Below are 25,776 nucleotides of genomic sequence, written 5' to 3' on the forward strand. Positions count from 1 at the left end.
GCTCGACGCGGCTCAACGTAGAGCCCCGCCACTAACGCTCAACGGATTATCCAGCGCAAAAACGAAACGGGTGCAGCGAAATCTCTCGCAGCACCCGTCATGAATCGATCGAAACTTATCGAATCTTTCCGAACCTGTACACCACGCCTACATTGACGCCAAAGTTATTCTGAATGGTGCTCTGCGGCCCATGCGTCAGATCGGTAGGATCAAGCCGGAAGAACGTGGCGATATAGGTCGGCGAGACCCTAAACGCCAGGTTTGGATAGAAGTTGTAGTCGAAGTTGGCGCCCACGGCGAAAGCAGGCTTCGTCGCATCCTGCCACACGCCGATATCGCTCGACCGGAATCCCTTGGCGTCGCCGTCAAACTTGCCCAGCGCCGCGCCGCCCTCGCCCGTCACCGTCACCGCGTACTTCTCCTTCGCATATACCCGGTATGCGATTCCGCCCAGGAAGGGGTACTCGGAGATCTGCGGATTAAAAGGCAGCGTTACCGGAGAGCCAAGATTGTTGGCAATCTTTGCATTCCCATAGGCTCCGCGAACCTCGCCGATGATGCCGAGCTTCTGATTCAGGAAGTAGGTGCCAGACATCCAGAAGGTTACTTCATTATTCTTCTGCAGCAACGAGCCTGACTTGAACCGCATGTACCCGCCGCCGCCGGCGACTTCGAAGCGATGGCTGTAGGTCTCCGCAGTCGTTCTCGCGATGCGCGCCTTGCGGTTAGCGCTCGACTCCCGCCGGGTTCTGTGCGTCACCTGCGCCTGTACGGCAACCGCTCCACTGACCATTAAACCTGCCAGCAACACTCCTGCTACCTGCTTCACACTCGATCTGAAACCGAACATCAACGATTACTCCTGCACAAGCTTCGCTTTGCTATGGTGGAACTCGGGACCGACGACTGGAAGATCCAACGGCGGCCTTCTCTTATTAGAACATCCGCCGCCCCTCAAAGCGGCCCTCACCCCAAAGGAGTTCCTCAAGATGGCGAAAAAAAGCAGTAGCGGCGGCGGTTTCGGCAAGGTCTTTCTGGGTTTCCTTCTCGGGATCGCCGCCGTCGTGGTGGGACTCTTCGCTTACCTCAAGTTTGGCCCTCTACCGGTCGCGGTGGCCGATGCGCCTCTGCCCTTCGAAAGACAAATCGTTCATCTTCCTCTAGATGCTCGTATTGAGCGCGAAACAAAGACCGCTCCCTTTGGCATCAGCGAGGATGTCTTCGAATCCGGAGCGCACATCTATCGCGCCCAGTGTGCAAGCTGTCACGGCACGCCAGGCCACGACGTTGCCTACGCCAAACACATGTTTCCTTCGGCTCCACAACTCTGGAAGAAGCACGGCGGCAATGGTGTCGTAGGCGTCAGCGATGACGAGCCCGGCGAGACATACTGGAAGGTGGCCAATGGCATCCGTCTCTCCGGCATGCCTGCCTACGGCCACGTTCTCTCCGACACTCAGATGTGGCAGGTCAGCCTGCTTCTCAAGAGCGCCGACAAGGAATTGCCCGGCCCGGTCACCCAGATTCTGGACTCGCCGACACCTTAGCCTCGAAGCTTTAAAAAGAAAGCGGTCTCGACGCGAAGGCATCGAGACCGCTTCGAGTTTTAGACCACCCTATTTCAGGGTGTAGGTGATTCCTGTCAAGAACTGGAAGCTATTGTCTTTGAATCCAATTGCAGGATTACTGAGATAGTTATCCTGCAGATTCAGGTTGAGGCTAAAGCGTTTGTACGTAGGCAACTGCAAGCCGGCCTCAAAGATCGCGGAGTAGATGCTCGGATCGTTCCACGAGGGGATGAACGTGCCACTCTCCGTGAACAGGATCTTGCGTGGCAAGGTGCGGTGATACAGCTCCGTGAAGCTCGATCCGATCAGGTCCGTACTGGCGGTGGGAGGCACGAAGTTCTGTCTTTCGTAGTGCACATCCGCTTTTACATCGAACTCCTGAACAGGTGTTTGAATCACGGTGTAGCCGATGCCGGCGCCATAGATCTGCTGCAGGTTCAGGCCCTGTGAGAAGTTGTGATCGTAAGAGACTCCGACCAGTCCGTACAGTCTCGGAGTGAGGTACTTGTCATGCTCTGCGTCTGCATGGAAGATATTCGTCTTCGCAACGGAGTCCGGAGTTGCTGGGGTCGTCTGCGGAATGACAGGCTGGGTCAGTTTGCCATAGGTCTCGAGCACATTGACGGTATCGCGTGTTCGCGCCGGCAGAAATGTGACCGAAGGAACGAGCCGAATCAGGTTGACCGCCGCGGAGTATGTCTGCCCCGTCTGTGTCGATTCGACCAGGCTCACGCCGCCCGATACTCCGCCGGTCCAATCCTGGAAGATCCCTGGATTGCCCGTTACCTCTTTGCCGTAGGTCGCGCTATCGATCAGCGCAGCAAGATCCTTCACCGGAACCGTCTCAACAGTGCTGGAGGAGGATTCGTCCGCCAGTGAGATCGCATTGTCCTGGTAGGTGATCGTTCCTGGAGTCTTGGAGGTGCGCGTCACCTTCTCGCCGTTCTTCAGTGCGACGAACTTACCCGCGGTGTGCAGCTCCTTGATCTTGTCCGCGGTCACAGTAATCTCGCCGACCACATCACTCTTGAAGACGAAGGAGTCACCAGTCGCTCGTTCCAGCGTCCCTGTCAATTGATCGCCATTGGTAAACACAATCACATCGGGCGCAGGCTTGGCCCCTTGGGCCCATCCGCTCGCTGCCGGTTGAGTCATCACACCTGCGATCAGGCTCAAGACGAACAGGCTGTGCCACTTACCTTGCCTGCTGCCAGGGTTCGTTGCGTCGTTTGATCTCATCCGTTAAAAATAGCGTAGCCTGAGGCATGTCAAAGCAGTTTCGAGGTTAAATATGCGACCGGTTGTTCGTATGATTGGAAAGGTGTTGCGTCTGGTCGGCATATCCAGCCCCGAAGATTCGGCTCCAAGAGCCATAACTGCTGCGGATCCACCTTCTTGGCGTACTCAGGCATCGGCTTCGGTCGAACCAAAGAGGGCACCGACTGAAAAGTAGAAGGCAAATCTTAGACTTTGCGATGCTCTCTCTCTATCTTTTATTCTTTGGTACGACCACCTGGCATACGGCCTAGACGTATAGCCTGATTCGCAGTTTCTTCAAGCGCCTTAGCCTGCCCAGAAAATAGTGCATTTGCAGGTGAAGAAAGTGTTGCCAATCGTACTTCAATAGGCATACTATCCGTTTCGGCTCGGCGGAGTTTGCGATACATTGCATGCTTCTCAGAGACGAAAACCCTATTGAAATGAAGAGTTCCTCCAAAATTTCCGTATCGGTTTAGGTTACATAACCAACTTCCTGATGGGGCGGTTAGACCCCTCAGCGCGCTCGGAAGGATAAAAATTATGGCATGGTACGCGTATTGCGTCGCAGAGAGACAAGCATTCCCAGAACTTTGCCGCCACCGCCGTCCGATGCCCCTTGCGGGCGTCTCGGGGCTCTTCGGTAATCAGACCTTTCTCTTTCCCGCCAGCGATCTGGCCGTCATCGTCTCAGAGCACAGCCCGGAAGACACAGACCGTCTCGACCAGCAGGCCGCCAAAGATCATGCTCGCGTCGTCGCGGACTGCTTCAAGCTCTCCACTGTTTTACCTTTTCGCTTCGGCACCACCTTCCAGGATGATGACGCCCTGCGTCGCTCCGTTCGCTCCAATCAGCGCCACTTCCAGGCCAACGTCGAGCGTCTTCGCGGCAAGGCAGAGATGCATCTCAAGGTCCTCGTCGACGACATCTGCCCCGGCAATGCAGCCCGCGATATGACAGTCGGTCAGCAGTATTTGACCAGCCTGCGCGAGAGCGCGAGCCGGCAACGCGAGCGTCAGTCCAAGGCCCGTGCGCTCTCCATCCAGATGCATCGCATGTTCCTGCCGCTGGCGGAAGAGATCACCTGCAAGCGTATGGACACCGGCAAGATGCTCCTCGATATCGCCCATCTCATCGACAACAAGACGGTGGAGCGGTACCAGAACAAGTACACCTCGGCCACGCTCGAGCTCAAAGACTGCCGCATGCAGCTCTCCGGTCCCTGGCCTCCATACCACTTCGTGCACAAGACCACCCCGCAGCATCAGCACAGCGCCTAACCGTAAGTACCAGCCCCTGCGGCCCTCAGGCTTCGGGGGCCGCGCGGTTCTCCCCAAGACCGCAAGCCCTTTATTCCCTTCCTTTTTCTTCTCTAGAGGGTATCGTTACCGAAGAGAACCCGCCTTCTCTGGACACCCTTTAAACCACCCCCTGCATCGCAATGTATAGCCGCCAGACGAAGGAAAAGTTCTGCGTCTGCGCCACCAGTTCGAGATCGCAAGGAGATCGTGAATGAACCGTAACAAGATCGTCTTTACTGCCCTGATGTTTTCTGTTGGTTTCTCTGGATTTGCCAAATCGCTCGACGCGCAGGAACCGAATCCTACCGCCCAGATGAATCCCCCTCAGGACTCTGACCAGATTAAAAAGCAGGATAATGGAATCTATCTCTATCGGGTGAAGGTCGTCCAGCGCGACCTGGACGCCGTGAACTATCTTCATCGCAGCGGCTCCACCAACATCGGCTTCAAGGGAACTGCACTTCTGCCCTTCGCTAAGGGAGAAGCCAAGGTAACCAGTGAGCGCGGCGGAATCCATATCTCAGCCAGGTTCCAGGGACTTACGCCTGCCAATGGATTTGGGCCCGAATACCTGACCTACGTCCTGTGGGCGATCACACCTGACGGCCGTCCGAACAACCTCGGCGAGGTTCTTCCCTCGAACAATAAGAACAACATTGAAGTGACGACCGCTCTCCAGTCCTTCGGCATGATCGTTACTGCTGAGCCCTATTTCTCGGTCACCCAGCCGAGCGACGTCGTTGTGCTCCAGAACGTGATCATTAATGACAAGACCAATGGCGTGCTCGAAAAGGTAAACGCGCACTACTCGCTTCTGCCACGCGGTGCCTATGCTCAGACCGATGGCTCGAAGTCGAACCTGAACCCGATTACCCGGAATGAGAAGTCTCCTCTCGAGCTGTACCAGGCCAACAACGCGATCCGTATCGCGCAGGTAGCAGGAGCAGATAAGTATGCTCCTGAGATTATGGCCGAAGCGATGCAGGATCTTCGCAACGCCACCGACATCGACCAGAATAAAAAAGGCAATCGCAATCTAGAGATCACCTTCGCCCGTCAGGCTGTACAGCGCGCCGAGGATGCTCGCCTCGTCACGCTGCGTAAGCAGGCAGCTGAGCGTCAGCAGAACGCAGACAACGCGAAACGCGATGCCGAGGCTCAGGCGCAGCAGTCTCAACTGCAGGCGCAACAGTCTCAGCTTGAGGCTGAGCGGGCAAGAGCCGCTCAAGCAGAAGCTGACGCCGACCGAGCCCGGGCAGAAGCCGCCGCTGCGGAAGCCCAGGCTCGTGCAGCGAGCGCCAATAAGAGCGCCTCCGATGCCAACGCAGTCCGCGAAAGATTGCGTGCGCAGCTCAACAGTGTTCTGGCCACGAGCGAGTCAGCTCGCGGTCTTATCGTGAACATGTCGGATGTTCTGTTTGACACCGGACGTTACACGCTCAAACCCAATACTCAGATCAGTCTGGCCAAGGTGGCCGGAATTCTTCAGGCTTATCCTGGCCTAAAGCTTCAGGTGGAAGGCTACACCGACAGCGTTGGAAGCGATCAGTACAACCAGAAGCTCTCTGAAAATCGTGCCGATGCGGTTCGCGACTTCCTCGTTACCCAGGGCGTCCAGACCGATAACATCAGCGCGACAGGATACGGCAAAGCCAAGCCAGTGGCGGATAATGCTACCGCTTCGGGCCGCGCCCAGAATCGTCGCGTCAATCTTGTGGTCTCGGGAGATGCTATCGGAGTTGAACAAAGCAGTCCTGACTCCGCTCCTCCACAGTAGGGTTCTGCGTGCAAACACCACGAAGGGCCGCCTCCGGGCGGTCTCTTCTTTTATCCAGCCTGCGAAATCTGTGAAAGGCGGCTGCGCACCAGAGAGCCCGTACTCTACCAGCCGGTACAGCTCGCGGACGATCAGATCGGCTTAACACTCAAACGCGAGTCGGCGATTGAACCGCGATTAGCTGTGCCTCGACCAGAGCCAGAGAAAACCTAGAGGTGAATCGACCACCCAAGCTCCGAGAGCTTCTCTTCGATATCGGCAAGCGCAATCGTAAGCGCGGACCGCCGATGCGGACTCGATGTCCGCTCCGACAGAATCCGTTCCCGTTGCAACTCCAGCGCTTGTCTCTTTCTTTTGCGTTCTGCCACCTCGGCGTTGTCATTAGTGGTGACAGGTTTCGGAGCGGCAGCCTGATTTTGCTGTTCTTCCACGGATTTACTCTCCCAACCTCGCGACATGTAGTTCATTCTACGCCGCGAGATATCAATGTATAACTAGTTTCGCTGCTTTCAGTTCGCGGCACATCGCGAGTTAATCGCCATCTCACATGTTTTGAGGTCCTATGCACGCCTATCCCATCCAGAGCTTTGGCATCGATCAACTCCGCGAAGTTGATCTGCCAACACCGCAGACAGCGCCCGGAACGGTTCTAATTAAAGTCCGCGCCGTCTCTCTCAACTACCGCGATCTGATGATGGTCAAGGGACTCTATAACCCAAAGATGGCCCTCCCCCGCATCCCCTGTTCGGACGGAGCCGGCGAGGTCGTTGCCGTGGGTGAAGGCGTCTCGCGTGTCCACGTGGGCGACCGTGTCTGTGGCATCTTCATGCAGCAGTGGCTTGACGGTTCGCTCACTGCCGAAAAATCGAAGGCTGCGCTCGGCGGTGATATAGATGGCATGCTTACGGAGTACGCTCTCCTTTCTCAAGAAGGCGTCATTCACTTTCCTGATCACCTGACCTACGAAGAGGCCGCCACGCTACCCTGCGCGGCCGTTACAGCGTGGAACGCCCTGCATCATGCCGGAGATCCCGCCACTCCTGCTCAACCCGGCGACACCGTTGTTATTCAAGGCACTGGCGGAGTCTCTCTCTTCGCGCTTCAGTTCACGAAGCTGCTCGGAGCCCGCGTCCTGGGCACCTCCTCCAGCGAAGAGAAGTTGACGCGCGCCAAAGATCTTGGCCTCGACGAAGGGTGCAACTACAAGCAGCGTCCCGACTGGTCCAAGTGGGTGCTTGAATCCACGGCGAACAAAGGAGCAGACCGCATTATCGAAGTAGGTGGCGCCGGAACCTTCAGTCAGTCTCTGCGGGCAGCCCGGGTTGGTGGCACCATCACGCAGATAGGCGTGCTCTCTGGCGCATCCACTTCAGACCCTGTTGGCCTCACGCCGATCCTTCACAAGCAACTCCGCGTGCAGGGCATCTACGTCGGCTCCCGCGCCATGTTCGAGCAGATGAATGCAGCCATCACCACGGCGAGTCTGCATCCTGTCATCGATAGAGTCTTCGAATACCATCAGGCCGCGGAGGCCCTCGCTCACATGGAGTCTGCCTCGCACTTCGGCAAGATCGTAGTTCGCGTCAGCCAGTAACGGGACACCGCTTGTATCTTGTTGACGCCGCAAAACTGTAGACCTTACCTGGCGAAGACCGCTCGTCACATTGCATATAATCGCAGTGAGCGCATGATGGGAGGGAAGATCAATGATCGTCGAAATCGAAAGCCTCCAGAAGATCTACGACGGCAAGCAGCGGGTCGTCGCCGTCGACGGCATCGATCTCAGTGTGCGCGAGGGCGAGCTCTTCGGCCTGCTCGGCCCTAACGGAGCTGGCAAAACTACCACCATCAGCATCTGCACCACTCGCGCCCTGCCCACCGCCGGGCAGGTCCTCATCGCAGGCATCGACGTCGTCAAAGCTCCTGCGGTGGCGCGTCGGTTCATCGGCGTCGTGCCTCAGTACAACACGCTCGACCGCGCCTGCACCATCTACGAAAACATCAACTTCCACTGCCTCTACTTCGGCTTCTCGCGCGCCGAAGCAGCCGAGCGCACGGATCAACTCCTCGCGCAGTTTCATCTCACCGAGCGCGCCGGAACCTATCCCGCGCAACTCTCGGGCGGTCTCGCCCAGCGCGTCCAGATCGCCCGCGCCATCGCCCACCGTCCCAAGGTTCTGTTTCTCGACGAGCCCAGTGCCGGCCTCGACCCGCAGAGCCGCATCGCCATGTGGGACGCCGTCCGCAAGCTGCGCGAAGAGGGAATCACCGTCGTTCTCACCACACATTACATGGAAGAGGCCGATGAGCTCTGCGACCGCGTCGCCATCATCGACCACGGCAAGATCCTCGTGCAGGACACTCCCACCGCCCTCAAAGGCTCTGTCGGCGCACAGAAGGTCTACGAGCTCTTTCTTCGCAGCCACGACAACATCCCCACGCTTGTTCAACAACTGCAGCAGCTCACCGGCGTAGCCAGTGCTGAACCTACACCCAAAGGCGTTCGCGTCCTGGCCCACGGCGCCGAAGGCCTGCTCTCCGATGTCGTCCGCGAGGCGAACCCCTACGGCCTGCGCGATCTCACCATCACCGAAACCAGCCTTGAGACGGTCTTCATCCGCCTCACTGGCCGCGACCTCCGCGAGTAGCCCGAGCATCCTGAGAACCCGAAATCTATGACCCAACTGGCCGAAGCCGCAACCACCAGCACGCCGCCAACCCGATCCGCTCCGCGCGGCGCACAGGGCTCGAGGTCCGTGCAGTACACCCGCGCCTTCTTCGGACTCTTTCGCCGCGACCTTCATGTGCTTCGCCGCGAACTCTTTCCCTTCGTCATCCGCGTCTGCATGAACCCTCTGCTCTTCCTCTTCGTCTTCACCTACGTCATCCCCAATATGAGTGGCGCAGGGTCCTCCTCGATGAAGCTGAATCCTACGGGAGCCATGGCGGGCAGCGCCTTTTCGACCGTGCTTCTCCCCGGCCTCATGGCCGTCGCAATCATGTTCTCCGGCATCGCGGCAGTCGCTCTCCCGCTCGCGCAGGAGTTCGGCATCACGCGCGAGATCGACGACCGCGTGATGTGTCCGTTACCGGTCCCGTTCGTCGCCATAGAAAAGATTGTCTTCTCGGCGTTGCAGAGCATCATCGCTGCCTGCATCGTCTATCCGCTGGCCTACTACGTTCCCGCGGTGCATCCCGTCACCCACGTCAGCAACTGGCCCTTCCTGCTCCTGGTTGTGGCGCTGGCAAGCCTTACTGCTGGTGCGCTTGGCCTCACCATCGGCACCAGTGTCAAACCGCAGCAGATCGGCCTCATCTTCGGCGTGGTCGTTATCCCAATTACTTTTCTAGGCTGCGTCTACTATCCCTGGGCCGCGCTGACTCACATTCGCTGGCTCCAGATCGGCGTCCTGATCAACCCTATCGTCTACATGAGCGAAGGCCTTCGCGCAGCCCTCACTCCGACGCTCCCCCACATGAACCCGTTCCTCATCGTGGGCATGCTCATAGCGTCTCTCTGCCTTCTCACCTGGCTGGGCATCAAGGGCTTTCTCCGCCGCGTTATCGGATGAGGCGGAGCTGCCGAGATTAGGCTGTCGCAGCTCGTTTCCTACGCAGATCTTCCGCGATCAACTTGCCGTGGAAGCGTCCGTTCTCGATAAAGATCTCACTCGTCCGCTCGCCGGCCACAATCACACCCGCCGCATAGATCCCCGGAACATTGCTCTCAAGCGTAGCCGGATTACATACCGGGCAGCGGTCATTCGCCTTATCCAGCTTCACTCCCAGCCGCTCGATAAACTCGAAGTCGGGGTGATATCCGGTCAGCGCAAAGACAAAATGATTCGGAATCGTGATCTTTCCTCGCCGCGTCGCGAGCGTCACGTCATCCTCGGTGATGTTCGTCACGACACTGTCGAAGTGCGCCTCTACCTCACGGTTCTTGATCCGATTATTGATGTCCGGAAGAATCCAGTACTTGACGCTCTTCTGCATCTCTTTCCCTCGATGCACCAGGGTCACCTTGGCTCCATGTCGCCAAAGGTCGAGTGCGGCGATCGCCGCGGAGTTCTTGCCTCCGATCACCAAAACCTCAAGCCCATAGTAGGGGTGAGGTTCATGGTAGTAATGCTTGACCTTACTTAGGTTTTCGCCTGGAATATCAAGGTAGTTCGGAAGATCGTAGTAGCCGGTGGCGATCACAAGCTTTCTAGCGCGCTGCTGCTTCAGCCGCCCAAACTGGTCTGTCGTATGGATGGTGAAGTTTCCGTCGGACCCCTCGACACGCTCCACATTTTCGTACTGGCGAACGTTCAGCCGGTAGTGCTCGGCCACCTTGCGGTAGTATTCCAGCGCCTCATTGCGATTCGGTTTCTGGTTGGGGCTGGAGAAGGGCATATCCCCGATCTCCAGCAGCTCCGGCGTCGTAAAAAACGTCATGTGCGCCGGGTAGTGGAACAGCGAGTTGCAAAGGCAGCCCTTATCGACCAGAAGCGCCGTAAAGCCCGCGCGTTGCGCCTCAATCGCACAGGCCAGGCCCGTCGGCCCTGCGCCAATCACCAGCAAATCCACAATCTCTAACGATGCACCCTCACTCATTCCTTCATTCTACTGAAGGCCACGAGCGGAGAGAGTCCGGCCTAGTTATCGAGGACGACAAGCTTGTGCGCGATGGCAAAGAGGGCCAACTCCAGCCGCGTCGAGACGCCCGTCTTGTCGAAGATATTCGAAAGATGCCGCTTCACTGTCTCCTCACTGATCGTGAACTGCTTGGCCACATCCTTGTTGCTGCAGCCTTCCACGATGCAGGTGACCACCTCCAGCTCTCTCGGCGTCAAACCATAGGTCTTCCGCTCCGGCACCGCTGCGGCCTTCTTCATCAGCTCGTTCAGTGCCGTCACCAGGTTAGCGACGCGCTCCCCGCCGATCCAGTAGTCGCCCGAGAGCACCGCTCGCAACGAACGCGAGAGATCGCCCGCAACCGCATCCTTCAATACAATTCCGCGTGCGCCGATCTGCAGCGCTTCGATGATCTGCTGCGTCGAGATCGTACTGGTCAGCATGATGATCTTCACCCGCGGCGACTTGCTCATGATGGCGCGCAGAGCCTCAAGCCCAGGCAGCCGCGGCATCTGCAGGTCGAGCAGAAGAATATCCGGCTCCAGCTCCAGCGTCTGTGTAATCGCCACGTCGCCGTCTTCGGCCTCGCCTACCACCTCGAAGCCGGCTTCGTTCTCCAGCATGTTCTTCACGCCGAAGCGCACCACAGGATGATCGTCGGCAACTACGATCCGAATCGGTGTCGCCGCGACAACTGCATCGTCAAATTTCTTTATCGATTCCTTCATCGTGCATCATCTCCCGACAACTCGTTGAGCCGGCTATAGTTGTTTCCGCGTGCGATCAGAATACGCCGCAGTCGTTCCCACGCGACCATGAATTCATCCAATGTAGCTACATCGTCATCACACAAACCCCGCTCCTCCATTGACGTTGCAAGACTTTGCAACTCGACAGCGCCAACCATTCCACATCCACCCTTCACCGCGTGAGCCTCTCTCCTATACGCAGCAGAGTCGCCGTCAGATGCAGCCTTCCGCATCCTTCGAATCCTGTCCTCCACGTCCTTCAGGCAGAGAGTAAAAAGTTGATCCAGCTGCGAAGCTCGCATGGATCCCGCAAGCTTGGCATAGGTATCTTCATTCAATACAGTCGGCGGTGTCGCTCTGTCCGGCAACAGACTAAGGCTCGTGGCCTTCTGCCCGCGCGTAGATTCCCCTCGACCATTCACCAGCGTACCCGTCAGCATGTCCATCGTAAACGGCTTCAGCAGAAAACCGTCGAACTCCGATCCTACGCCCTCTTCCAGTTCGCTTCCGCTCATAGCCAGCAGCAACGTCTCCACCCCGCACAACCCACGCAGCTGCCGCGCAAGCTCATCCCCCGCAGTTCCAGGCATCTGCAGATCGGTCAACACCACTTCCGGCACCTGCCTTGCCTGCCTAAGATGCAAAAGAGCCGCATCGCCGGAGTCGACCGCCTCCACCTCGTACCCTTCACCCTCTGTCAGCAGGGTAAGCACCTCCCGGCTCAACTCATCGTCATCCACAATCAAGATTCGAACCGGCATGCGTCTCCCTTATCCTTAGCGCAAAGACTATCAACTGAGAGTCTTCTGTACCACTCCGGTGCGTGATAGCGGTAAAGTAGTTGCCATGGCTTCGGAGGATGTGCAGGACGACCAGAATCAGGATGACCAGAATCAAGTCCGGCCGAAGCAGCCCAACCAGCAAGCCCAGGTGGCCGCCACCCTCGCCGCCCTCTCTGCTCGCGTCGAAACCCTCGAGCAGCAGCTAGCCGAGCTGCGCTCCACGCCATCGTTCAGAGCGCGTAGACTTTCGTCTCCTCCTCCACCTCGACCTGAAGCCAGCTCCACCGGCCTTCCCGCCCCAGACCCCGCCCGAAAACTCCTTAAGCCTAATGGCTCGCTCGAAGACCGCATAGGCTCCCAGCTCTTCAGCCGCATCGGCATCATCGCATTGCTCATCGCCGTCACACTCTTTCTCAAATGGGCCATCGACAACCACTGGATAGGCCCAATGGGGCGCATCCTCGCTGGCCTCATCGCAGGCGCAGCTATCGTCGTCTGGTCCGAGCACTTCCGCCGCCAGGGATTCAACGCCTTCTCTTACTCCCTGAAGGCTATCGGCAGCGGAGCCCTCTACCTCTCGCTCTGGGCGGCCTTTCAGGTCTACCATCTGCTTCCCGCCGGCATCGCTCTTCCGGCCATGATCCTTGTCACGGCATGGAACGCCTACATGGCGTGGTCGCAGAACAGCCAGATCCTCGCCGCGTATGCCCTCGCAGGTGCCTTCGCTACGCCTCTGCTTCTCTCCACCGGCGGCAACCACGAGATCTTTCTCTTCACCTACCTCCTTGCCATCGACGTAGCCACCGTCATCCTCGTCCGCCTCAAGCCATGGCCGCGCCTGCTCCTCGGCGCTTTTCCCGCCACCGTAGCCTTCTTCATCGTTTGGTATGTCGAGTGGTTCGATGTCTCTAACGTGTCGAAGCCGCTGGCCATCACCGCGATCTTCCTGGTGCTCTACTTCATCACGTTTCTTCTTCCTTCTCTTCGCGCTCCAAAAACCGAAGGACAGCCCTCCGCCCCAATCACGGAGATACTTCTCCCACTAGCCAACGCGGCCTTCGCGGCGCTCGCGTTTTATTCAATCCTCGAGGACACCCGCAACCATGACCTTCTCCCATGGTTAGCGGTCTTTTTTGCTGCACTGTACTTGTGCTTGATGCGCTTGCCCCAGCCGCGCGTCACCTCCGCCGTCCATCTCGCGTTGGCCATCGTCTTCCTTACCATCGCCATCCCTCTCAAGGCCAGCGGCCGCTGGATCATCGTCGGATGGCTAGCCGAGGGCGCAGCTCTTCTCTGGGTCGCAATTCGCGTATCTACTCCTATGCCAGAGAAGAAGCCAGAAAAGAGGGACGACGCCTCTCCGATCATCCTGCGCCGTCTGGCCGTGGCCGCCCTCGTACTCGGAGTCTGCGGACTCCTGGTCGAACCCTTCTGGCTCAACGAGCGGGTCGACACTGTCTTTCTCAATCTTCGCTTTGCGACTGCTCTCTTCGGACTCGTCGCTCTGGGTCTCTCGGCCTTCCTCGCTCACGGCCCGCTTCATCATGGAGACGCCGAGGACAAGTCTTTCCCCAGCTGGCTTCTCATCGCAGGCTCGTCCATCGTGGCCTTTAACTTCATCGCCATCCTCGCCTGCCTCCGCGAGTTAGACTCCGCATGGAGCGTCTCCGCAGGCAATCCCGAAGCCGATCTGCAAAAGGCCCTCGCCATCTCAGCCTTTCTCATGCTCTACGGAGCGGCCTTGCTCGCCGTGGGCTTCTGGAAGCGCTCCGCCTTCATCCGTTGGCAGGCACTCCTCCTACTCGTCTTCACCATCGGCAAGACCTTCGTCTATGACTTGCGCAACCTCAGCCAGGGCTATCGCGTCCTGAGCTTTCTCGGTCTCGGAGCGCTCCTGATGACTGTAAGCTTCGCCTATCAGAAAGACTGGCTCGCACTCCGCGTCCCCGAACCGGTGCCAGAACCTCCTCTGCCTGCGCACGAAGGAGCCGACCAGTGAAGTCTGCGATCCTCCTGTCCCTTCTCCTCTGGCAAGCCGCTGCAACACCCGTCGCTCTCGACCCGCACTACCTCCGCTATCAACGGACCATCACCCTCCCTGCGGGAGCAGGCCCCAGCTGCGCCGTCCTCGATCCCGCCCTCTTTCCCCACGCCGCTGCTTCGCTGAAAGATCTTCGCCTCTTCCAGGCAGATCACGAGATCCCCTACGCCATTACGTTGAGCGAGCCTCAGCAACCCGACAGCGACACCGCCACTCTCCGCAACCTCGGCCTACGCGGTCGCAACATCGTCTTCGACCTCGAGATGCCGAATCGCCCTTACACCGAGCTGGCCCTCAACCTCGCCGGACAGGACTTTCTTGCCACCGCCACCGTCTCCGGCACGCGCGATCCCAACTACGCAAATCAAATCAGCCTCGGCGAGTTCACCCTCTTCGACCTCACCTCGCAGCATCTCTCCCGTAACACCACCATTCATTTGCAGGAGACCAGCCTCCCCTATCTCCACGTCGAACTAGCCGTCTCTCCCGTGGCGGGCACTCACACCTTCGACACCTCTCCGCAGGCTCTTCAGAAGATGGTGCAATCCGTCACCGTTCCGCCCAGCCGCGAGGCGCAATCTCTCTACACTGTGGCCGAGGAGGTCTTCATCCTCACCCAGCGAAACCGGCAAAGCGTCGCCGTCTTCTCTCTGCCGCAGCGCATCCCTGTCGAACGCGTCTCCTTCGTCCTCGCTCCCGCCTTCAAGGCGAACTTCAGCCGCGACGTGAGCATCACCGACCGCCCAACCACTCCCAACCAGGCCGACTCGCTCAGCGAAACCCTCGCTGGCACCATCCTTCGCGTCCATCTCACGCAGTCAGGCCGCGAGATTCGGCAAGAGCAGCTCTATGTCCCCGCAACCCTCGGCAGCAACCTGCAAAGTGCTGCGGCGGTAGAAGTGGCAATCAACAACGGCGACGACACCCCGCTCCCCATCACCGCCGTACGGCTGGAGATGCGCCAGCGCAAGATCTGCTTCGACGCCCCAGCGGCTCAACCTCTCACCCTCTTCTATGGAGATCCGGCTCTCACCGCACCGCAGTATGACTACACCCGCCTCTTCTCCGCATCGAATAAGTTCCGCGCGGCAAAGCTGGACGCAGAGCAGTTCAATCCTGCCTACCGAGACCGCCCCGATGCGCGCCCACTCACCGATCGCCATCCTCACCTGCTTTGGATCGCTCTGCTGATCGTGATCTGCATCCTCGCGATCATAGCCATCCGCTCTTCGAAGATAGTTCACCACTAGACGAGCGAGCCGTAAGCTCCCAGCCGTTAGCTTTTCACTGGCTAAACAGAGAGCTGAGAACTAACGAATCGCCGCATCCACCTCGTTGATCCAGTTGGCCGACTTAAGAATCTCTCGCGGCTTCGATCCATCCGCCGGTCCCACCAGTCCATCGTTGTACATCATGTCGATCAGATGAGCTGCGCGCCCATATCCAATGCGCAGCCTGCGCTGCAGCAGGGAAGTGCTCGCCTTTCCAAACTCAAAGACCAGCCGTACCGCATCATCGTACAACTCGTCGTTATTATCCCCGTCGTTTCCACCATCGCCATCTTTGCCGGTGCCGGTGTCTTCCTTCGGTCCTTCCAGGAAGCCATGGACATACTCCGCCTCGCCCTGCGCTCTCCAGAACGCTGTCACCGCGGAGATCTCCTTCTCCGTCACAAACGGCGCATGCACCCTCTGCACGCGACTCGTTCCCGGCGGCAGGTAAAGCATGTCGCCCCGTCCCAGCAGGCTCTCCGCGCCGTTCGAATCGATAATTGTTCGCGAGTCTACCTTCGTCGCCAGCCGGAAGCTCATGCGAGTAGGCACGTTCGCCTTGATCAACCCAGTAATCACATCTACCGAAGGTCGCTGCGTCGCCAGCACCAGGTGAATCCCAACCGCGCGCGCCATCTGCGCCAGCCGCGTAATCGACTCCTCCACATTTGCCCGGTCCAGCATCATCAGGTCGGCCAACTCGTCGATGATGATGATGATGTACGGCAGCGGCTCCTGGTTTACGTCTTCGAACAGGTACTCGCTGCCGTGGTCGAACAGCTTGTTGAACTGGTCGATGTTTCGCACATGGTTCGCGGCCAGCAGCTTCAGCCTTCGCTCCATCTCACGCACGGCATTTCGCAACGCATTTGCCGCCAGCTTTGCCTCCGTGATGATCGGCGTAAAGAGATGCGGAATCCCCTCATACATCCCAAGCTCCACCCGCTTCGGATCCACCAGGATCATGCGAACCTGCTCCGGCGTGCTCTTGAACAGCACGCTCATGATCATCGCGTTAATCGCCACCGACTTACCTGAACCTGTAGAGCCTGCGATCAGCACGTGCGGCATGCTCGCCAGATCCGCCGTCACAATGCGCCCATTGATATCCTTGCCCAGCGCGATTGCCAGCTTGCTCTTGCTCTGCGCGAAGCTCTCACACTCCACCACATCCCGCAGCCAGATCGTCTCCCGCTCATGATTCGGCACCTGAATCCCGACCGTGCTCTTGCCCGGCATACGTTCAATCAGGATCGACTCTGCGGCCATCGCAAGGCAGAGATCATCCGCCAGCCCGGTGATGCGTGCCACCTTCACGCCAGCCTCCGGCTTGAACTCGAACGTCGTCACCACCGGCCCTGGATTGATCTGCGTCACCTGCCCATCGACACCGAACTCGGCGGACTTTTCCACCAGCACCCGCGCCTCTTCACGCAGCGCATCCTCGCGAACCACCGCATGCTCTTCACTGCGATACAGCAGCGAAGACGGTGGCAGTTTGTACCCGCGCACACTCTTCGGAACAATCGTTACCGGCTTGATATCCGCATCCGCGCGTCTGCCAAACGAGATGCTATCGGGCATCGTCTGCAACGGAGCCGCAGCCGCATGCGGAACGGCAAACGGAGCCATCGGCTCTTCGACGACCTTCTTCACCGCGCGCATCGGAGTCGGCGCCTTCATCGGAATCGGCTCACGCCAGTCCGCGGCACCATCCGCACCACTGAAGTTCGATACATCGTCCAGCGCATGCATCGGCGCAGCCGCCTTCGCCAGCACCTCAGCAAACGGAGCCGCAGCAGCAGTCGCAGTTCCAAATGCCGTCATAGGAGGAGCATCCACCAGCGTCCTTGGCATCGTCTCGAAGATCGAAGGAGTATGGCCCACCGCGACCTCCTCCGGGGCAATCGATATCGGTTGAACCTTCTTCTTCCTGCTCAACCAGCCAAACAGCCCACCCAGCAGCGTCGTGGGCTCCGGCTCGGGTTCCAGTCTCCTTAGCTCTGCAGCCTCTGCGAGCTCTCTCGCCCGGCGGGCTCGCGCATCCGCCTGCTCCCGCTTGCTCCCATACGATTCGTCAAGATCAACCTCTGCCCCAGCCCTTCGACTCCGCCGCTCGATCCACCACTCCCACAGCCGCTGCAGAAAGCCAAACCGGATCGTCGCCCACTCCCGCGCCGTGTTGAACGTAAACGTCGTCGCAAGATACAGCGACACAGCCACCATCAGCGTCAGCACAATCGCCGCGCCCGGCAGGTTCAGGTAATGCACCAGGAGATCGGCAAGCAGTCTGCCGCTCGTCCCCTCAACAGGCAGCGAGCCCCGCCACAGCATCGCCCCAGGTAGCAACCCAATCGCAGCCGGCCCAAACACCACCCACATCGCCAGCCCAATCGTCTTCGCCAGCGGAGAGCCAGCGGGCCGCGAGCGCATCCAGCAGAGCCCCAGCCGCCCCAGCACCAGAGGCAGAAAAAACGCAGCAACCCCAATCAGCTGCAGCATCGCATCGGCGAGATAAGCCCCCACCATCCCCGTCCAATTATGCGCAGGCCGCCCTTTGACATACTGCCCCACGGTGTCGAACGAGGGATCGGTCGGCGTATAACTCGCCAGCGCCAGCAGCAGCAGACCCGCGCTCACCAGCACGACCATCCCGAGAATCTCGTTCAGGCGGCGGTTACGCGTCGGGGTCGAAACAAGTCTCAGAGTTTTCATTGGGGAGCCTTCATGTGAGGGGGACGCGCGGACTCATCGACGCAGCGCACACACCTCTGTACGCCATCCGATCCAAACCGAGTCCGCAAATCACCAGAGCACTTTCGATTATCCCAGACCACCCCCCAGAGCCTGCACAAATAGAGGAAAACCTCACTTTGGGGTACCCACATACAAACCTATAGCCCATCGCCGCATCTATCTTTCCATATCCACCGCCGAGCCAAATTTCACTCGGCGGTCCTTAGAACCGGTTGGCAGGGGAGCGGGATTTTCGCGATTTCTCTTGCTTGCCGTCGGCGGAGGAGAATCGCGCACAGCCGACGGACCCTGCCCCAGCCGCACTCAGTACTCGAACTGCTACTTACCACTACTTACCCAAGATTCGAGGTCTCATGTCCACAGATTCAGGCAGACAGCACGAGATGCAACTCGCCCTCAACTCCCTCATCAGCACTCTGCTCGATAGTCAAAAAGGCTTTGCCGACATCGGCGAACACCTCAAAGATGACACCCTCAAGCGCTACTTTTTGGCCGAATCCCTCAAGCGAGCAAGCTTCCGCGGCGACCTCGAAGAAGTTCTCCATCAAAACGGCGTCCACGATATCAAGGAGTCCGGCACCACGGTGGGAGCCCTTCATCGCGTATGGGGAGATCTCAAAGCCAAGCTAGGCGGCGGCGATCACACACTTCTCGAAACCGCAGAGCAGGGTGAAGACGAAGCCAAGAAAGCCTATGCCGACGTTCTCAATCAGGATCTGCCGCTGCCCGTTCGCCAGCTAATCGCCGAGCAGCAGGCTCACGTCCTAACCTCCCACGACTACGTGAAGAGCCACCGCGATTCACTCGTAACAAAGTAACTGACCGCAAGAATTCAACAGTGACGCAGACCACTCGACTCGGGCAGCAGAGATCACCCTGCTGCCCGTTATATCTTTAAACCCATCAGCAGTAAGCTTCAGCGGGAGTGGTCGCAGACAGAAGGAAGACAACAGCATGATCGGGCGTGTCCTTCTCTCTCTTCTCTTCCTCGTCGCGGGTAGTCTTCACTTCATCGCGCCGCAACGCTACCTTGCCATCATGCCGCCTTACCTGCCGGCACACCTTGCCATGGTCTACCTCAGCGGAGCCGCAGAGATTCTTGGCGGCCTCGGACTCTTTCTACCTACAACCCGCCATGCGGCCGCATGGGGCTTGGCCGCGCTGCTGATCGCGGTTCTTCCGGCAAACATCTACATGGCCATGATTTACCTGCCTCTTCCCGGCGTCATGGGACAAAGCTGGGCGCAATGGCTACGCATCCCCCTGCAGATTCCTCTGATCTATTGGGCATGGCTCTACACCCGTTCCCGTTAGAGTTACGACCGTCTCAATACCCCGCGTGATACAGCCCAAACACCACCACCGAAGCCACCAGGCAGTAGATTCCAAACAGGTACCAGCGACCCTCTTCCAGCCAGCTGCTCAACCACCTCAGTGCCACCAGCCCTGCAAGGAAAGCGAACACGGCGCCAAGCAGCCCCATGACCATACTTCCATGCAGATCGATCGGCACCCCTGCCGCCTTTGCTTCGTGCGAAGCCTTCAACAGCCGCAGCACCTCGCGACCCACAGCAGGCGGCGTCAACACCACGGCCAGCGCAAAGCTAAACCGCTCTGCTCGCTCCTTACTGGCTCCCGCCAGCATGCCCGTTGAGATCGTAGCTCCCGACCGCGAGAACCCGCGGAACGGCAGACACAGACCCTGAATCGCTCCGATCCATCCTGCCTGCCGCATCGTCACGCTATCGCCGTACACCTGCTCATGAGCGCCCATGCGTCTCTTCTCCATCAGCCCGGCCAGCAGAATCAACAATCCCGCAGCCGCCAGCGCAGGAGCGATCAGATCCAATCGTCCAAACAGCAGCTCAATCTCACCCTTCGAAGCGCCTTTGAACGCGGTCTTCTCAATCGTCTTCACAATCGCTTCGCCGATCACAGCCGTCAGCGCCGAAGCCCAGATCAACCGGATCAGAAATCGCTTGAACGCATCGCTGCTCGAAAAATACGTCTTCTTCCATTGGTTCCAGAAGTACACAATCACGGCAAACATCGTGCCCGTATGCAGCATCACCAGCAGCAGCGTCATCTGCGGTGTCGTCGGGTCCAGGCCCAACAGCTTTTCGGCAACCACCACATGAGCGGAACTGGAGACAGGCAATAACTCGGCAAGCCCCTGCACAATGGCAAGGATAATGACATGAAAGATCGACATATCTCTATCCTAAAGGCTCAGCATGTTTAAGCGGTAAATCGATCCCGCCCGGAGACTCGCAAAAGATACCGCCCGCTAATCCCGGTCGCTTCCATAAACCGCGATCCCCTGCGACACCCGAAACGCAATGCTCGCACCGCGAGCCGCAAACTCCGACTTGGGATATCTAGCCTTCAAGTCCATAGCCAGGGCCTGCGTCCTCTTCGCCGCCTCATCCGCTCGCTTCTTATCCTCTTGCACCAGGTACATCGTCACCACAACACCCTGCCGATACACCGCGTTATAGAGCGCCTCCGCAGCCTTAGGCCCATCCGGAAACTGCTGCGCATACTTCACGTACAACCCCGTCTCCATCTCCGGACACTTCGGCAGCCCCTGCCAGTCCCCGCACAGCTTGTTATCCAGCAGGTCGAATGCCGCCCGTGCCGCAAACTCGCTGCCCGGATAAGTCTTCATCACCTTCTTCAGCTCGCCCTCATAGATCTGCGGGCGCAGATAAGCCTCCTGCTCCTTCGCGCTCGGCAGCGTGCTGATGTCCACCTTATCCAGCTGCCATCGAATATCCGCCGCCCGCCACGCAGCCTCAGCCGCCAGCGGCGAGTCCGGAAAGTACTCCGCCACCCGCTTGTACAGCAGATGAGCTTCTCCAGCCGCGCCCTTCGCCGCATGCGGGCGCTCCGCGTCATCCTCAAAGTTCGCCGCCGACCCAAACAGAATCACATCCCCACCCGCCGTCGACGGCCCCAGGATCCCCTTATCTCGAATCCATCCCGATGCCGGAGTCACATTCGCATCCTCGCCGAACTCAGGCTTATTGCGATCGTCTTCGTTCGCATCGTCGTTGATGTCGGTATTCGCAAACACCTTCACCCACGGCCCGCTCCGCTCCACGATCTGTATCTCATGTCCCGGCGTTACCAGCGAAAGCTTCTGCGAGTCCGCATCGGAAGCGACATAAACATTCGCATCATGCAGCACCGTCGCAATGGCCGTCCTGTCGTAGTCTTTCCCCTTCTTCTGCCCCATCGCAGAGAAGCCAGCCAGCAGCACTATAGCCCCGCTTACCCTCAAAAATCGCCCGAAAGAAGTTATCCGCATAGCCCTCATTAGACGCCTCCGCCGCTTGCCGGAGAGCGAATCACGGTCCAGTCTAAACTTTCTCCCTTCAGCGGCCACTTCCTGCTCTCCTCCTTACGAGACTACGTCCCCGTCTTCAATCGCATCCAAACAAGTAGACTAACTAAAGAGAGAATGTCTCGAACGAAGCGCCGACCCCTCTATGACCCTGCAGACAGAACAGTATCCGAGCATGAAGCGGAAGCTAATCCTTCGCGACTCCCTTAACCTGCTCGTTCTTTTGCTCATCACCATAGCTTTGTCTCTCGTCACTCTCTTCCTCTTTAGCTCCTTTGCCTCCCATCGCGAAGACCTGGCCCAGCGCTGGGCCGCACGTGGTCAGGCCACGATCAAGGCGGGCCATCCCGAGCAGGCTATCGTCGCCCTTCGCACCGCTCTCTCCTACGCTCCCGGTGTGCGCAGCAACGAGCTGCTCCTCGCGCAGGCCCTCGGCGATGCAGGCCACACCGAAGAGTCCTACAACTACTTCCTCGGCCTCTGGGAGACTGAGCCCGGCAACGGCTTCATCAACCTCAGCCTCGCCCGCCTTGCCGCGAAGAAAAAAGAGGTCCAAGCCGCCATCAACTACTATCACGCTTCCATCTACGGCACATGGGAGGGTGACGGCGTCCTCCGCAGACGCGACGTTCGCCTCGAGCTCTCCCAGTTCCTCATCTCCCATCAAGACCTCAGCGCCGCCCGAACCGAGCTGCTCATAGCCGGCGGCAACGCCCCTGAAGACGTACCCCTCGCGCTCACCCTCGCCCAGCTTCTTGAGCAGGCCAGTGCCCCCCGCGACGCTCTCACCTACTACCAGAAGGTGCTGGCGCAGGAGCCGAAGAATCAGCAGGCACTCGAATCCGCCGCGCGCCTCGAGTACCAGTCCGGCCACTTTGACGAAGCCCACCGCCTGATGGAGCAAGCCGCAAGCGAACATGAGACAGCCTCCAGCCCTGAGGCAATCTCTCCCGACGACAAAATCATGCTGGAAGACTCCGCACGCATCCTCGCCCTCGCTCCGCTCAAAAAACTTCCCAACAACGAGCGCACCGCCCGCATCCTCAAAGCTCGCGACCTCGCAAAGAAGCGCTTCGATGCCTGCAGCACTCAGGTCTCGGCAGCCAGCGGCCTCTCTTCTCCGCTGCAAACTCTTTCCGCAAAATGGGCCGGCAAAGAGGCCACCGAAGGCCGTGCCGCTCTCCTCAACGATCCAGCACAACAGGATGCCACCATGGAGCTCGTCTTCGATACCGAGATCCAGACCAGCAAGATCTGCGGCGCACCTACCGGCGACGACGCGCTCCTCCTACAGTTCGCCAGATTCCCCAAAGCAATGGAGCCATAAGGTAAATGGAAGAGAAGACCATCCTCGCCGGAGCAGAACCAGAGATCGACCCCGCCGCCGAAAGCAACCTCGACGAGGACATGATCGCCCGTATTGCCCCGGCGCGAGAAGAGCGCATCTTCTTGCTTCTCTCCATCTTCATCGGCGTCGTCTCCGGTCTGCTCGTAGTCTCCTTTCGCATGGCCATCGAGTGGCTCAGCGTCCTCCTTCTGGGCTCTTCTCCCAATCCGCATCAACCGCGCCTTCTCTTCGTCCCCGCCGCCGCTGGTCTCGTCATCGCGATCCTCACCCGCTACGTCTTCCCCAAGGTCCGCGGCAGCGGCATCAACCAGACCAAGGCCGCCCTCTACATCAGCAACGGCTACATCTCCTTCCGCACCGTCATCGGTAAATTCCTTCTCTCCGCGCTCGCCATCGGCAGCGGCCACTCCCTCGGCCCCGAAGACCCATCGCTACAGATCGGAGCAGGCGTCGCCTCCCTCATCAGCCGCCGCTTCGGCATGTCCAAAGAGAAGCTCCGCATCTTCGCGCCCATCGGAGCCGCCGCCGGCCTCGCCGCAGCCTTCAACGCTCCCATCTCTGCCATCCTCTTCGTCATCGAAGAGGTCATCGGCCAGTGGAGCGCCGCTGTCCTCGGCTCTATCGTCCTCTCTGCCGTCGCCAGCGTCGTCGTCGCCCGCTCCTTCTGGGGATCGCAGCCGATGTTCCGTATCCCCACCATCAACCTCCGCGACTCCCGCGAACTCCTCGCCTATGCGGCCCTCGGCGTCGTTGGTGGCTTCGCCTCTCTTATCTTCGCGAAGGCCCTCAGCTATCTCCGCCCTAAACTCCGTAGCCAGCCGCAGTGGACGCAACTTTTCCAGCCCGCCGCCGCAGGCCTTCTCGTCGGAGCCATCGGCTACTTCGGCCTCGTGCAGGTCATGGGCGCGGGATACGAAGCCATCGACCAGGCCATGCACGCCCAGTTCGCCTGGAAGATGCTTCTTCTCCTCGCGCTCTTCAAGATCATCGCCACCACGCTGTCTTTTTCAAGCGGCACCCCCGGTGGTATGTTCGCCCCTACTCTCTTCATCGGAGCCATGCTTGGTGCAGCCGTAGGCACAGTCGAAAAGATCTACTTCCCCCACTTCACCGGCTCTGTCGGCTCCTACGCGCTGGTCGGCATGGGAGTCCTCTTCGCCGCCTTTCTCCGCGCCCCGCTCACCTCCGTCTTCATGGTGCTCGAGGTCAGCGGCAACTACTCCATCGTCCTGCCCGTCATCCTCGCGAACACCATCGCCTATCTCATCTCACGAGTTCTCCAGCCCGTCCCCATCCTCGAGCAGTTCACCCATCAGGATGGCCTCGACCTTCCCTCCATGGAAGAACTTCGCGAAGAGAGTAACCTCCATCTCGAAGATGCCATCCGGCCAGTCACCGTTCCCATCCTGCAGGGCACCGACACCATCGCCAATACTCTCCAGTCCGTGGCCCAATACGAAGACCTCAAATCCATTCCGGTCTTCCTCATCCAATGCGGCGACGGTCTCTGGTACGCCGCTAGAAGGGAAGAGCTCGAAGCTCTCACCTCTCTGATCGAGAACGCATCAGCAGACGAAGAGCGAAGTCCTGAAAGACAAGCTTCCCTCAGTGCCTCGTCTGATGGCCTCAGTGCGATCACCCTCGCCCAGCATCTAGGCTCCGAACGGACCCCAGTCCTCTTTCCGGATCTCCCTCTCTCAAGCGCACTCCCGCACTTCGAGCGCTGGCCTCTCTTACCCATCACCAACCGGGCTCTCCGAGGCTCTCTCGAAGGCGTCGTCTCCCTGCAAAACGTCCTGGCCCGCTACCAGAAGCGCTAAAGTAAAAGGGGAGCACCGTGCCCGTCCTTTGTTGTCATTCCGCAGTGAAGCGAAAGAATCTGCTTTTACACGCTCCGCCATTGCCGATAAGGATTAGCTAAGCCCCAGCCAGCTCCCCCATCAACTGCTCCCGCAGCGCGGGCTCCAGATTCCCGCCACTCAAAATTACAGCCACCTTCTTGACCTTCGGCAACTCCGCCGCGTGAAACAACGCCGCCGCCAGCGTTACCGCGCCACTAGGCTCAGGCACCAGGTTCGTCGCGCCCAGCATCACCCGCATCGCCGCCACTATCTCGTCCTCAGACACCGTCACAATCCCATCCGCGAATCGCATGACATGCGCGAAGTTCAGTACCCCCATGCTCTGCGTCCTCAGCCCATCTCCAATCGTCCGCGTCGTCTTCGCCGCAGGCCACTCCACCAGCGTCTTCGAGTAAAAACTCTCCTTCGCATCCGCTGCCAGCTCGGGCTCCGCACCCCACACCTGCACCCCGGCACTCGCCATCCCGGCCTGCGCCGCCAGCTTCACAGAAGTCGCCGTCCCACTCAACAATCCACCGCCGCTCACCGGCGAGATCACCAGCTCAACCCCCGGCAGCTGCTCCACAATCTCTAACCCGCAGGTAGCCTGCCCCGCGATAATCTGCGGCGCGTCATAGGGCGGAATCATCGCATAGCCAAACTCCGCCACCAGCTCCTCCGCCTTCATCCTCCGCTCCGACGAAGCCGGACCCACCTCCACAATCTCCGCACCCAGCGTCCTCGTAGCGGCCTTCTTTACCTCAGGAGCATTGCTCGGCATCACGATCACCGCCTTCGCGCCCAGCGCCCGAGCCGCATACGCCACACCCTGCGCATGGTTCCCACTCGAATAGGTAATTACTCCACGCTGCAGCGCCTCAGGCGATAACTGCGCCACCATGTTGTAAGCCCCACGCAGCTTGAAGCTCCCAATCGGCTGCTCGCTCTCTGCCTTGATGTAGAGATCGAACTCAGGCTCCGCAAACCGTCCCATCCGCAACCGCGCTCGTTCCACGCGATACAGCGGCGTCCTCACCGCAACCCCGGCGATGCGCCTCTGCGCCGCCCGTATCTCCTCCAACGTCACAAACTCGCTCATCTACTTCCATCTCCTCAA

Annotated in this window: 22 protein-coding genes; 12 read left to right on the top strand and 10 right to left on the bottom strand. The window is 59.2% G+C overall.

Annotated features, from left to right (window positions below; genetic code table 11):
- Positions 1-115: 115 nt before the first annotated feature.
- Positions 116-850: an outer membrane protein gene (locus tag GSQ94_RS09555; RefSeq protein ID WP_158943468.1), complete on the bottom strand. Its 735-nt coding sequence runs from the start codon at positions 848-850 to the stop codon at positions 116-118.
- Positions 851-989: 139 nt separating this feature from the next.
- Between GSQ94_RS09555 and GSQ94_RS09560 the strand changes: the two genes are divergently transcribed.
- The gene (locus tag GSQ94_RS09560; RefSeq protein WP_158943469.1) at positions 990-1,547 is read left to right on the top strand and encodes a cytochrome c; all 558 of its coding nucleotides are present in this window, start codon (positions 990-992) and stop codon (positions 1,545-1,547) included.
- 69 nt (positions 1,548-1,616) lie between these two features.
- Here the strand turns inward: GSQ94_RS09560 and GSQ94_RS09565 are convergent, their stop codons facing one another.
- On the bottom strand, positions 1,617-2,723 hold the full coding sequence (locus tag GSQ94_RS09565; RefSeq protein WP_158943471.1) for a DUF481 domain-containing protein: 1,107 nt from the start codon (positions 2,721-2,723) through the stop codon (positions 1,617-1,619).
- A 645-nt stretch (positions 2,724-3,368) separates the two neighbouring features.
- Here GSQ94_RS09565 and GSQ94_RS09570 point away from each other — a divergent pair.
- Both GSQ94_RS09570 and GSQ94_RS09575 read left to right on the top strand, forming a co-directional pair.
- Positions 3,369-4,106 (top strand): GvpL/GvpF family gas vesicle protein, encoded by a 738-nt coding sequence (locus GSQ94_RS09570; RefSeq protein ID WP_158943473.1) that lies wholly within the window; start codon positions 3,369-3,371, stop codon positions 4,104-4,106.
- A gap of 232 nt (positions 4,107-4,338) precedes the next feature.
- Positions 4,339-5,904, top strand: coding sequence for an OmpA family protein (locus GSQ94_RS09575; RefSeq protein ID WP_254063768.1), 1,566 nt, complete (start codon positions 4,339-4,341; stop codon positions 5,902-5,904).
- A gap of 209 nt (positions 5,905-6,113) precedes the next feature.
- Here the strand turns inward: GSQ94_RS09575 and GSQ94_RS09580 are convergent, their stop codons facing one another.
- Entirely contained in the window at positions 6,114-6,335 is a 222-nt protein-coding gene (locus GSQ94_RS09580; RefSeq protein WP_158943475.1) for a hypothetical protein, read from the bottom strand.
- A gap of 131 nt (positions 6,336-6,466) precedes the next feature.
- Between GSQ94_RS09580 and GSQ94_RS09585 the strand changes: the two genes are divergently transcribed.
- The 3 genes from GSQ94_RS09585 (at position 6,467) to GSQ94_RS09595 (ending at position 9,476) form a co-directional block, all read left to right on the top strand.
- Positions 6,467-7,498, top strand: a complete 1,032-nt coding sequence (locus GSQ94_RS09585; protein WP_158943477.1) for an NAD(P)-dependent alcohol dehydrogenase — start codon at positions 6,467-6,469, stop codon at positions 7,496-7,498.
- Between the two features lie 112 nt (positions 7,499-7,610).
- Positions 7,611-8,552, top strand: coding sequence for an ABC transporter ATP-binding protein (locus GSQ94_RS09590; protein ID WP_158943479.1), 942 nt, complete (start codon positions 7,611-7,613; stop codon positions 8,550-8,552).
- 27 nt (positions 8,553-8,579) lie between these two features.
- Positions 8,580-9,476: an ABC transporter permease gene (locus tag GSQ94_RS09595; RefSeq protein ID WP_158943481.1), complete on the top strand. Its 897-nt coding sequence runs from the start codon at positions 8,580-8,582 to the stop codon at positions 9,474-9,476.
- 16 nt (positions 9,477-9,492) lie between these two features.
- Here GSQ94_RS09595 and GSQ94_RS09600 read toward each other — a convergent pair whose 3' ends face one another.
- Genes GSQ94_RS09600 through GSQ94_RS09610 form a run of 3 tightly spaced genes read right to left on the bottom strand, consistent with a single transcriptional unit; the run spans position 9,493 to position 12,034 of the window.
- The gene (locus tag GSQ94_RS09600) at positions 9,493-10,503 is read right to left on the bottom strand and encodes a YpdA family putative bacillithiol disulfide reductase (protein ID WP_158943483.1); all 1,011 of its coding nucleotides are present in this window, start codon (positions 10,501-10,503) and stop codon (positions 9,493-9,495) included.
- 41 nt (positions 10,504-10,544) lie between these two features.
- The gene (locus tag GSQ94_RS09605) at positions 10,545-11,252 is read right to left on the bottom strand and encodes a response regulator transcription factor (protein ID WP_158943485.1); all 708 of its coding nucleotides are present in this window, start codon (positions 11,250-11,252) and stop codon (positions 10,545-10,547) included.
- A complete protein-coding gene (locus GSQ94_RS09610; protein WP_158943487.1) occupies positions 11,249-12,034 on the bottom strand; it encodes a response regulator in 786 nt (261 codons plus the stop codon). The genes GSQ94_RS09605 and GSQ94_RS09610 overlap by 4 nt, the downstream gene beginning before the upstream one ends.
- 85 nt (positions 12,035-12,119) lie before the next feature.
- Here GSQ94_RS09610 and GSQ94_RS09615 point away from each other — a divergent pair, with 85 nt between their 5' ends.
- Together GSQ94_RS09615 and GSQ94_RS09620 are read left to right on the top strand one after the other, a co-directional pair.
- Positions 12,120-14,054 carry a DUF2339 domain-containing protein gene (locus GSQ94_RS09615; RefSeq protein ID WP_158943489.1) on the top strand — a complete coding sequence of 645 codons (1,935 nt, stop codon included), beginning with the start codon at positions 12,120-12,122 and terminating at the stop codon, positions 14,052-14,054.
- Complete coding sequence (locus GSQ94_RS09620; RefSeq protein WP_158943491.1) at positions 14,051-15,346, top strand: DUF3999 family protein; 1,296 nt, start codon at positions 14,051-14,053, stop codon at positions 15,344-15,346. The genes GSQ94_RS09615 and GSQ94_RS09620 overlap by 4 nt, the downstream gene beginning before the upstream one ends.
- A 60-nt stretch (positions 15,347-15,406) precedes the next feature.
- On the opposite strand, the gene GSQ94_RS09625 is transcribed toward GSQ94_RS09620, so the two are convergent.
- Positions 15,407-18,082 (bottom strand): DNA translocase FtsK, encoded by a 2,676-nt coding sequence (locus GSQ94_RS09625; RefSeq protein ID WP_158943493.1) that lies wholly within the window; start codon positions 18,080-18,082, stop codon positions 15,407-15,409.
- Between the two features lie 395 nt (positions 18,083-18,477).
- On the opposite strand from GSQ94_RS09625, the gene GSQ94_RS09630 reads away from it, so the two are divergent.
- Entirely contained in the window at positions 18,478-18,942 is a 465-nt protein-coding gene (locus GSQ94_RS09630; RefSeq protein ID WP_158943495.1) for a PA2169 family four-helix-bundle protein, read from the top strand.
- Positions 18,943-19,078: 136 nt separating this feature from the next.
- On the top strand, positions 19,079-19,438 hold the full coding sequence (locus GSQ94_RS09635) for a DoxX family protein (protein ID WP_158943497.1): 360 nt from the start codon (positions 19,079-19,081) through the stop codon (positions 19,436-19,438).
- A 13-nt stretch (positions 19,439-19,451) separates the two neighbouring features.
- Here GSQ94_RS09635 and GSQ94_RS09640 read toward each other — a convergent pair whose 3' ends face one another.
- Positions 19,452-20,336, bottom strand: coding sequence for an undecaprenyl-diphosphate phosphatase (locus GSQ94_RS09640; RefSeq protein WP_158943499.1), 885 nt, complete (start codon positions 20,334-20,336; stop codon positions 19,452-19,454).
- A 75-nt stretch (positions 20,337-20,411) separates the two neighbouring features.
- A complete protein-coding gene (locus tag GSQ94_RS09645) occupies positions 20,412-21,434 on the bottom strand; it encodes a hypothetical protein (protein WP_158943501.1) in 1,023 nt (340 codons plus the stop codon).
- Between the two features lie 211 nt (positions 21,435-21,645).
- Between GSQ94_RS09645 and GSQ94_RS21115 the strand changes: the two genes are divergently transcribed.
- The gene (locus GSQ94_RS21115; protein ID WP_216843058.1) at positions 21,646-22,797 is read left to right on the top strand and encodes a lipopolysaccharide assembly protein LapB; all 1,152 of its coding nucleotides are present in this window, start codon (positions 21,646-21,648) and stop codon (positions 22,795-22,797) included.
- Positions 22,798-22,802: 5 nt separating this feature from the next.
- The gene (locus tag GSQ94_RS09655; protein WP_254063769.1) at positions 22,803-24,638 is read left to right on the top strand and encodes a chloride channel protein; all 1,836 of its coding nucleotides are present in this window, start codon (positions 22,803-22,805) and stop codon (positions 24,636-24,638) included.
- Positions 24,639-24,735: 97 nt separating this feature from the next.
- Here the strand turns inward: GSQ94_RS09655 and GSQ94_RS09660 are convergent, their stop codons facing one another.
- Complete coding sequence (locus GSQ94_RS09660; protein ID WP_158943503.1) at positions 24,736-25,758, bottom strand: threonine/serine dehydratase; 1,023 nt, start codon at positions 25,756-25,758, stop codon at positions 24,736-24,738.
- Positions 25,759-25,776: the final 18 nt, after the last annotated feature.

The organism is Granulicella sp. S190 (assembly GCF_009766095.1).
In the GTDB taxonomy this organism is placed as follows: domain Bacteria; phylum Acidobacteriota; class Terriglobia; order Terriglobales; family Acidobacteriaceae; genus Edaphobacter.